Source organism: Planktothrix tepida PCC 9214 (assembly GCF_900009145.1).
GTDB classification, from domain to species: domain Bacteria; phylum Cyanobacteriota; class Cyanobacteriia; order Cyanobacteriales; family Microcoleaceae; genus Planktothrix; species Planktothrix tepida.
Genome location: NZ_LN889821.1, coordinates 10144 through 18503, shown reverse-complemented (window position 1 = coordinate 18503; position 8360 = coordinate 10144). Strand labels below are relative to the sequence as shown.

Annotated in this window: 7 protein-coding genes; 1 reads left to right on the top strand and 6 read right to left on the bottom strand. The window is 31.0% G+C overall.

The annotated features are described in order from the left end of the window. Nucleotides 1-50 precede the first annotated feature (50 nt). The 5 genes from PL9214_RS29285 to PL9214_RS31765 form a co-directional block, all read right to left on the bottom strand. Nucleotides 51-731, bottom strand: a complete 681-nt coding sequence (locus PL9214_RS29285; RefSeq protein ID WP_072722817.1) for a protelomerase family protein — start codon at nucleotides 729-731, stop codon at nucleotides 51-53. Continuing rightward, a complete protein-coding gene (locus tag PL9214_RS29280) occupies nucleotides 637-1686 on the bottom strand; it encodes a terminase large subunit domain-containing protein (protein WP_072722816.1) in 1050 nt (349 codons plus the stop codon). The genes PL9214_RS29285 and PL9214_RS29280 overlap by 95 nt, the downstream gene beginning before the upstream one ends. Further along, nucleotides 1652-2071, bottom strand: coding sequence for a hypothetical protein (locus PL9214_RS29275; RefSeq protein WP_072722815.1), 420 nt, complete (start codon nucleotides 2069-2071; stop codon nucleotides 1652-1654). The genes PL9214_RS29280 and PL9214_RS29275 overlap by 35 nt, the downstream gene beginning before the upstream one ends. A gap of 2724 nt (nucleotides 2072-4795) precedes the next feature. Beyond that, nucleotides 4796-5257, bottom strand: coding sequence for a hypothetical protein (locus PL9214_RS29265; RefSeq protein ID WP_072722813.1), 462 nt, complete (start codon nucleotides 5255-5257; stop codon nucleotides 4796-4798). A gap of 4 nt (nucleotides 5258-5261) precedes the next feature. Further along, entirely contained in the window at nucleotides 5262-5408 is a 147-nt protein-coding gene (locus tag PL9214_RS31765; RefSeq protein ID WP_186440505.1) for a hypothetical protein, read from the bottom strand. A 153-nt stretch (nucleotides 5409-5561) separates the two neighbouring features. On the opposite strand from PL9214_RS31765, the gene PL9214_RS29260 reads away from it, so the two are divergent. Beyond that, the gene (locus tag PL9214_RS29260; RefSeq protein ID WP_139295206.1) at nucleotides 5562-6152 is read left to right on the top strand and encodes a hypothetical protein; all 591 of its coding nucleotides are present in this window, start codon (nucleotides 5562-5564) and stop codon (nucleotides 6150-6152) included. 768 nt (nucleotides 6153-6920) lie between these two features. On the opposite strand, the gene PL9214_RS29250 is transcribed toward PL9214_RS29260, so the two are convergent. After that, the coding region (locus tag PL9214_RS29250; protein WP_222425315.1) for a hypothetical protein at nucleotides 6921-8360 on the bottom strand (1440 nt) is incomplete at its 5' end.

The following is an 8360-nucleotide window of genomic DNA, read 5'->3' as shown; positions in this document are numbered from 1 at the left end:
TTTTGTCTAGGCATGGTTAAAAATAGGGGAATATACCCCTATTATAAAGGTTATCTATCGAGATAAAAGATTGAGTAAGATTTAGCAGTTACATCATCGGTTAGGAAGTCTTCACCTTTTTTATCACCGTGAACCAATATTTCAGCAAAATATTGAGACTCATTTGATCTACAATTATCTAACAATACCCAACTGCAAAAAGCATAAAGTTTTCTCAAAAAGTGGGTTTTTCCTGCTAAGAAAGGCATTTTATCAGACTTCATTCTGACAGGTTTAAAAATAACATCATAGTCTACCAAAGCTTGCATATAAAGAGGGTTTAAAAGAGTTACTAACGGGGTTTTCTTTCCTTGTTTCTCTATTACAAACTGTCGAACTAACTTAAGGTTTTCTTGAATTAAGTTAACAATATTTTTATCGAAACTCAAGCCTAGATAGGGAAGTTTAAACATGGTTTCTCTTTTTTCTTGAGTTCCTTTTGCTAATCCCATCACTTTAAAAAAACCATCATCTTCTAACTCTATAAAACATTCTGAATTAAGTATTTCTGAGTATTGTCGTCTTCCTGTCAATAGTTCCAAAGCGAGTGCTTTTGCCATATAATCTTTAGAAGTTTCAACGGGTTTTTTTAAATCATTAACAGCTTTTTCTATTAATNCGGTCTTGATATAAATAAATCTGTTTAAATTTTTTCTTATCCCATTGAAAAATGGTAGCCACAAAGTAATCATTTCCTATCGTGGCTGTATCGATACCTATAAAGTATTCAAAGCCTTTTAACGGGCTTTCTAGGGTTTGCTCAATTGATGAATTTTGGATTATCTTAGAATTAAAAATCCCGTGTTCTTCAATCTCTTCAAACGTTAAATTATATTCCCTATTTATTACTTCAATTGATGTTTGATCCTGTTCTTTTCTATATTCTAAGTAATCTTCTCTTTTAGAGTAAATTGGGTGTACTTTCCAGTGAATGAATATTTTATTTAATCCCCCTTCTTTTAAGCTGTAAAAAGGCGGTAATAAGCCGTTAACAACATTATTGCAGATAGTATCAATTGGTTCCTCTGAATTCAAATTAGCTTGCTTGTAGAACCAATTAAGTTTGGAACCCGGTGTGCTAACAATTACTTTAAGGCTTTTAGAAACCATGCTAGAAGACGCACTAGACGCGCTATAAATTGATTCAATTGTGGGAACAAACGCGGCTTCATCGAATAAAAAATCACTCACTGAGTCGTAAGAGCGACTACCCTCTTTTGCACTGTTTTTAAAATATATTTCTCCTAAGTTTTTAAGCTTAATTAATCCTACATTATCTATTAATAATTCGATACCGTATTGCTGCAACTGTAGAGCCATGTCTCTAACCCGTCTTGATAATGCAGATACATCATCCTGAGTACGGGAAAAGCAAATAGCACTGTAAGCAGGATTTTTACAAGCTTTAAATAGGAAGTAAGAAGCAATAGTTTGAGTTATCCCTAATTGTCTCGATTTAATAATTAAAATAGTGCTTTCTTTTTCACATAATCCTATCAATTTAGATTGATAATCGTAAGCGATAAACTGCTTATAATTCTCACCGCTTCTAATCTTTAAAAGACTTATGAACTCTTCCCATGTATCGGGTAAATTAGCTCTGAAGTCTTCCCTAGTTTGTAGTTTCTTTTGGTTTTTTAAATTCATCGGTACTCTTATCATCTTCTATCCTTTTTAATCCTTCTAAATTATAGCCGTAAGCTTCTAATGATTTAATTGCAGCGTTTGGACTAACCAACTCATTTACACCCATTAGAGGCGCGTATATTTCATACAAAAGCTTCAATGCTTTGATTTGTTCTATGGGGAATTTAGCGTTACCTTCCTGATATAAATTAAGCCTATTTTTACATAGAATACCAACACTTATAAATAAATCATAGGCTAGTTTCTGACTTGCTCCTATGGCTGTTTCTGGGTTGCTGTCCAACATTTCAATATTAGGAATTCCCCAATCTTTTCTAATCTTTTCAAGGTCTTTTGGGTTGTCAATTATTGGGTTAGCAGTTGTATCACGTTCCAATTTATCCACTGCTTTTAATGCTTTTTCTGCTTTTTCATCAGTGGATGCTATGGATTCTAAATATTTTTTATGCCAGATCTGGACTGTTTTTAATGCAATCTTAAATCCTTTAGTATCAAGCCATTCGTGAATATATTTAGGGCTNTTTTATTAACTTATATTTATAAACAATATTATCTTTAGTTCCTATATTTGAGCGTTCAAAAATAGCTACGCTGTAGCCTTTTAAATCACAATAAACAGATAAAATATAAGCTTTATTATCCATTATTCCTCCTCAATTGGAATTGTGAATCCAGAGATGTTTTTATTATGGCATACAATTAATCCAGCTAACGCAAAAGCAGAAGACATCACAATATCGTCATATCCGCTACTTGCCTGTAATTTTTGCCCAATTCTCACAAAATTTAAAAATTCTATCCGAACTTTATCAATATCTAACAGCGTTAAATTACCAGACTCAAGCCAAACTTGTAAGCTCCCGATCATCGTTTGTTTGTTTCCACTGGATGTGTGAATTTTATTAAAAAAGATTTGAGGATAATTTTTTTGTAATTGCTGATAGAATCCCTCCCCAACACTGTTAGTTTCGATGGAAACGCAACGAGGTTTANGCGCATTTACCATCATCCATGCACCGACTCGCGCTTGTGCTGTAATTTGATTTGAAGCCATTAAATTATTAGTAGAAAGATAGAGACAAGCTAACACACCATAACCACTATTTTGAAATAATTTTAAGACTTCCTGAACTGGGTTTTTCTCTTTCTTGTACTTATTTCTATTATTCTTTAATTGTTCCCATATCTCACCAATATTAAAGCGTAAAGCCACATTATTTTTATAATTTTGTGATGTGTGAGAATTGACTTCTTTTTCAAAATCAAATTTTTGTAGGATAGGTTCATCTGGCAATTGAGTGCGTTTTTCTTCTAACTCTTCTAAGCTATCAACGATTAATTCAGGAGAAAAATAAACAAAAGCATTAACATCTAAATCTAAGTATTCTTCTACCCATTCATCAGGCATTAATTTGATAGCTTCTAAGATATCATAATTGATTAATCCAAATTTAATCTCTTTCAACAATAAAGTAGATGTTGCTAACTTTTTACCTACTTTCTCATTATTAAACCCTGCTAACTGTTTTTTGTCGCTTTTAATTCCATATCTTGATGGATTATTAGCAACAATAGAGGATGATTGTACATCAGTATTAAATGGGATTGTATCAGAATTTTTTAGCTTTTTGGGGGTAAACCTTAAATCTGATAAAACAAGAGTATTGTAGGCTTTTATAAGCACTCCTGACACTCGAATAAACCAAGCATCATTAGGGATATTTTTCTTTTTAATAAAGTCGATAACTTCTCTTAATTTGGGTTTATTTTTATATTTAAAAGTGACTGTTTTTGGTTCTCCTAAATAAATGTTTAAAGTTGCCATTGCTGTTGCGTAGCAGGATTTTAAATCTAAATCAGAGAAATTACCCTCTAAATAAGGATGGTTACACATCCTTGTAAATAATAACCCACCTACAGTTAAGAAGGGTTGAAAGCCTAAATCATTTAACTCAATATCTTGTAAATTGTCAATCCTAGTTAAGTTTAATTGATGTTTGATAACACTTTCATTTTGTTTCCATTGTTTAACATCAGTGGAATTATTAAACGTTTTACTAATTAAATCAGTAATAAATTTAGCAACATTAGAACCCGTAGTATCAGCTATTTCAACATCATTTAAGCCAAAATTAATTCTTAATAAATGTAACAAATCACGCTGAATTTTATCAAGTTCCGCAGTGGTAAATAAATCTAAGACATTATACTTGATGAAATCATCAAGACATTTTTCTTTAAATAGACTCATATTTTCCTTAATTTCTTTTTTATTAATTCCTAATTTTACTGCAAAATCATCATTTTCAATATCTATCTTTTGGGCATTTAGTCCAAAAATTTTGGCTTGTGAATCTAACCCTTTTTTACGCGGTGGGAACCTATACATATAATCTCTAAGCGTTAATTCTATTTCAAAAAGATTATTATCTATATCTAAGTAAATACATTTATTATCATTATTGCCCATCAACTTTAAAACCCTATATTGGCTAATTCTAGCCGTATTAAGCAACCAATCTTGATGATTTTTACCAAAAATTTTAAACAAGTCAGCAGGGGTAAAAAAGAAGCCTAGCTCAATATTTAATCTGTTAGGTTTGATAATTAATTCTGAGGTTTTTTCTTTACTATTACGCTTGTATTCTAAGTTTTCAATTGATAAATTGTAGGTATCTAAAAAATTATCTAAAACTCCATCTTCTATAGCTTTTTGATAGGCTTTTTTAGGATTACTTGCACTATCAAAAATATCATATTGCATCTCTCCTAATTCTTCTAATAAAACTTCTAAATACTCTGGAGATGTTGTATTTAATCCTATAGCATTAAAGAAATTAATAATAGGATGAAAATTATTATCTAATTCTTCATAAAGCCAAACTATAGCTCTATCTGACATTAATTGTGGGGAATAAATACCAATACAATCCACAATCATTTTAAATTTTTGAGTGAATTCTGTATCAGGTATTAATGATATTTTTTCAAGTGACCGAATAAATTCTACAGTACACTTAATAGCTTCTAAATTATTAACTTGACCGTTGCTAATATATGGCATAAGGGAGATGAAATAGGGGTGATATACACCCCCAATAAACTACAATTATTTAGATTCTTTTAAAGGCTTAATCGACTTGATATCAATTATTGATAAGCCTTTACGCTTGATTGATTTTACCATTTTGAACTCGATTTTTTTACCGATTAATGAGTCTAATTCGATGTTTGATTCTTCAATTTTAGCTTTGTCAAGTTCAGCTAATTTTTTAGAATCCAGTAAACCCATATTGAGTAGAAATCGAGTTAGGCGGTTGTAATCAGAAGTTTCACTATCATCTTCAAACTGTTCAGAATTAATTTTTTGTCCTGTCCAAAATCGCATTAAGATGTCTTTTTTAGTTCCCTTAACCGCAATCTGGAATTCAAACTGAGAGGCATAAAAAACCTCTTTCTTGCCTTCTTTTTCTGTATGCTCCTCAATTTCCTCAATAGCAATAATTTCACCGATTGTTAAACCGTTTTCTTCAATTGCTACTTTGTTGGCAATTTTAGCTTTAAGAATCATGAGTTTATTTTTCCTTAGTTTTTGGATTGATAGAATTATGCGATAAAGGATTATAAGGTTTAAAAGGTGTTTTTTTGCAGATTTTTTCACCTATATAAACTTTTGCCTTATAGAGATCTAAATGCTCTAATTCAATATCTCTAATTAGCATAAGCTTACTTATCCTTTCGTTCACATAATATTACTATAGCAAGTTTTTTAAGATTTGAATAAATTTTTGCTTAATTGTTACAAAACTTAATACTCAGCCTTTTCTAATTTGGGTAATGATATATTTAAGAAAAAGGATTCAGGAGATTGACAAATGGCTAGGCTTGGTGGTATATCACGAAAATTTTTTACTCAAGTAAATTGTGTTAAATTCACGGGATTGAGTATTGGGCAGATTAAAAGAATGTGTAGGGAAGAATTAATTAAGGTCGCTGCTAGTCCAAGCTGGCTAGATTTTAACAGTTTGACATGGCTTTGTATTTATGCAAATTTGAGAAATTATTTTTCTTTTCAAGTTATTACAAAAATTTTTAAAGAGGGTAACATTGATCCTACTGAATTATTATTAAACGAAAATCATTTGTTTGTTGTTATTTATGGAGAAAATTATAATAAAATTTTACTTTATGAATTAGAAAAAAATCAAACCTTTAATGATTTAAACCCTGAACAAATATTTAAAGATGCTGGAATTAATGAATTAAAATTGAAACTTAATGAAACATCTTTAAAAAATTATTTTGAAAATGGGTGTGTTTCATTAAGTTTTAAAATTCCTTATGTTTATTTTCAAGTCAAAGATATTCACTTGGATTTAATTAACTTAATGAAGAAAGAAGGATATTCTCAGAGTGAAATCGATTTAAAAATTAACACTATGTATGATTATTATAAAGTAGCTTAATTTTTAACACATAGAAACACTTGTATAATAAAAAAATCTCTCTTCAAAATCAATGAAGGGTAACATCAAACTATAGATTTTTTGAGATGGATTAATAGGATTAAAATTTTGACATTCTTCTAATATAGAATCTTCTTGAGCTAGTTCTGAATCGATAGAAAACTTACTAGCACCGATGATTAAATGAAGACTCAGCATATAATTTTCTATTTTTAAAGGATCGAATTCTATAGGGCAAAATCNAGCATACTACAAAAAAAAAAACACTCTATGGCAGATTGTGGAGTTGATATCGCAAGTCCACATTTAGCACCTATAAGGGGGGGTAGCGATAGATTTTGCTCTAAGTATAAATACTCATTAAGCACAACGGCTAAAAGCCTTACCCCATAAGCGGTAGAGAAACCGACCCTGCAAGGCACGATAAAACCCTACCATCTCCTAATACCTGCGGGTATCGTTTCGTGCCTTCTAGGGGTATTTCTGAAGGGCTATTTTAGCGATCGTCATCATTGCATCCCAGAAGGTGAGAGGGTTTGGAGTCGGTCGGTCGGGAGTCGGTAAAGGTTTCTATTAGTTTGGTTAGAAAAAATTGAAGTAACTGTTAATAGAATGGTAGTCAAAAAATTAAGGTATTTATTAATAGANCTGTAAGGGTTACAAAATCCACATTGATTTGTAGTATCAAAAGCACTACACCAAAACAAAACCCCTAACCTTCTGGCTAGGGGTGACTAGGGGGATGGTAAGGACGATGATTGGGATTAATCAATCATCTTCACCTATCCAAATTTGCTCTAATGTTGATATGTTTTCTTGACTTACTACTAATAAAGTCGGTTCATCAAGACTATTTATCAAAGTGTTTTTTAATTCAATATCAGCATTCTTTTTAAAGATTATTACACTAGCTAAGATATCTTTTAACTCGTCACTTAATAAGCCTTGAATACCTCTATCAAGTGTTAGTGCAGCGTTAAAATTTTGACAACCTTCTAATATTTTTTCTTGAATTAGCTGTCTTACAGATTGAATACTTCCCTTATGTTTTTTGTTTAAAGCAAGTATTTCAAACCCTATTCCAGTAGGGTGATTTTTGCTATATTCCCAGTAGTTTTCATTGATTACTTTTTCAGGATGTTGGTATTGTTCCCAGAATGTTTTATTAGCAAAAGTTTTACTTAATTCTGCTAACTTATTCTCATTAGTTTCAAAGTTTCTTAATTGTGACTCATTTAAGAATAAAAACTGAGAACGGCTAACTAATTTCATCATCTTAAAAGCCTTTGAAGAAAACCCCATAGGATGAACAATTCTCTCACATTCTTTTAGAAACTGTAAGGCTTTTTGTGTTCCATCTGAAAACTTAAAAATCTTATCTTCACAGTAAATATGTGGTAAAGAATACCCACCTTTTAAGGCTTCATAATACCACTTAATTAAATCATCGTTACTTTGATAAGAACGTGCTTTAAGGTAATCAGTTTGATGATTAAAATCGTATTCTTGTTCATCAAGCATTATCTTGTATTCACTCATACCTTTGATATAATTACCAGCGTTTGAATTAATATAAATAGTAAACAAATCAGTTTCAACTGTCTGATTATCCTTAGTTTTAAAGTATTCCGTCTTCAGTTCATAATCAAACTTTTTAACTAGATAATGATCCTCACTAATTTGAAAAAAGCTTGATAGGTGTTTTTTGAATTCTTTATCAATCCATTGTTGTCTTTGTTCTGGCATTTCTAACCCTGAGTTTATGCTATCATCATAGTTAAAAACATACTCAGGATTATCTTTTAAAATGTCTTTAAACGTTTGACCTAACGGTATTGCATCCCAGTTGTAAGCAGTTCCATCAGTGATAGGAGCAAAACCGTTGAGCGCATTTACCATCATCCATGCACCGACTCGCGCTTGTGCTGTAATTTGATTTGAAGCCATTAAATTATTAGTAGAAAGATAGAGACAAGCTAACACACCATAACCACTATTTTGAAATAATTTTAAGACTTCCTGAACTGGGTTTTTCTCTTTCTTGTACTTATTTCTATTATTCTTTAATTGTTCCCATATCTCACCAATATTAAAGCGTAAAGCCACATTATTTTTATAATTTTGTGATGTGTGAGAATTGACTTCTTTTTCAAAATCAAATTTTTGTAGGATAGGTTCATCTGGCAATTGAGTGCGTTTTTCTTCTAA